Origin of the sequence: Vibrio sp. MM46, assembly GCF_027587135.1 — a bacterium.
GTDB lineage: Bacteria > Pseudomonadota > Gammaproteobacteria > Enterobacterales > Vibrionaceae > Vibrio > Vibrio harveyi.
This window is the reverse complement of record NZ_JAPPTO010000091.1, coordinates 1-709: the sequence shown is the minus strand read 5'-3', so window position 1 is coordinate 709 and position 709 is coordinate 1. Positions and strand designations below refer to the sequence as shown.

Genomic DNA, 709 nt, shown 5'->3' with positions numbered 1-709 from the left:
CCCATATATTGCGTTGCTGTTTTTCATTCCCGCGCCGATTGCTTTTTTTAAAAAATTTCAGAGAAGGCAGAGGTATCGGACGACCACTTCACATATTCGTTCGAGACGAGTAACCACGCCATTTCACCAATTAAGCTGGCTAGAGTTTGAATCCTATGTCGGCGAGTACTTTAAGCATCAAGGTTATGCTGTGAAGCAGTCTTTTTCACCAAAGCCTGATGGCGGCATTGATATTTGGTTGACGAAAGATGGAGAGCTAAGCCTAGTACAATGTAAGCACTGGAAGGCCAAGAAAGTTGGCATTCAGGTACTTCGAGAAATGTACGGTGTCATGATAGAGCACCACGCAAGCAAAATGATTATCGTCACGTCAGGAGACTTTACATCGGAAGCCATTGCTTACGCACAAGATAAACGCCTGTGGTTGGTCAACGGCTCAGAGTTGGTTCATATAATTGAGGATGGACGGAGCTTTGAAAATAAACCACCAAAGCCAACGAGCGACGCGAAACCGGTACCCAAAGTGTGTCCAAACTGTCAGTCTGTCCTTGTAAAACGAGTGGCGAAACGAGGAGTAAATAAAGGGAAGGCGTTCTATGGCTGCACTTCGTTTCCAACGTGTCGATACACGATTGATTACTCCAAGCCTAATTAGCGATGCTGCTCTGATTAATGAGTGGTAATTGGCGTGTTTTGCTCAAAAACAAAG

At 44.9% G+C, this 709-nt stretch carries 1 protein-coding gene; it reads left to right on the top strand.

Features of this window, described 5'->3' with window-relative positions; all coding sequences use genetic code 11:
• On the top strand, positions 1-655 hold a 655-nt coding region (locus OH459_RS28045; protein WP_269989899.1), incomplete at its 5' end, for a restriction endonuclease.
• Positions 656-709 lie beyond the last annotated feature (54 nt).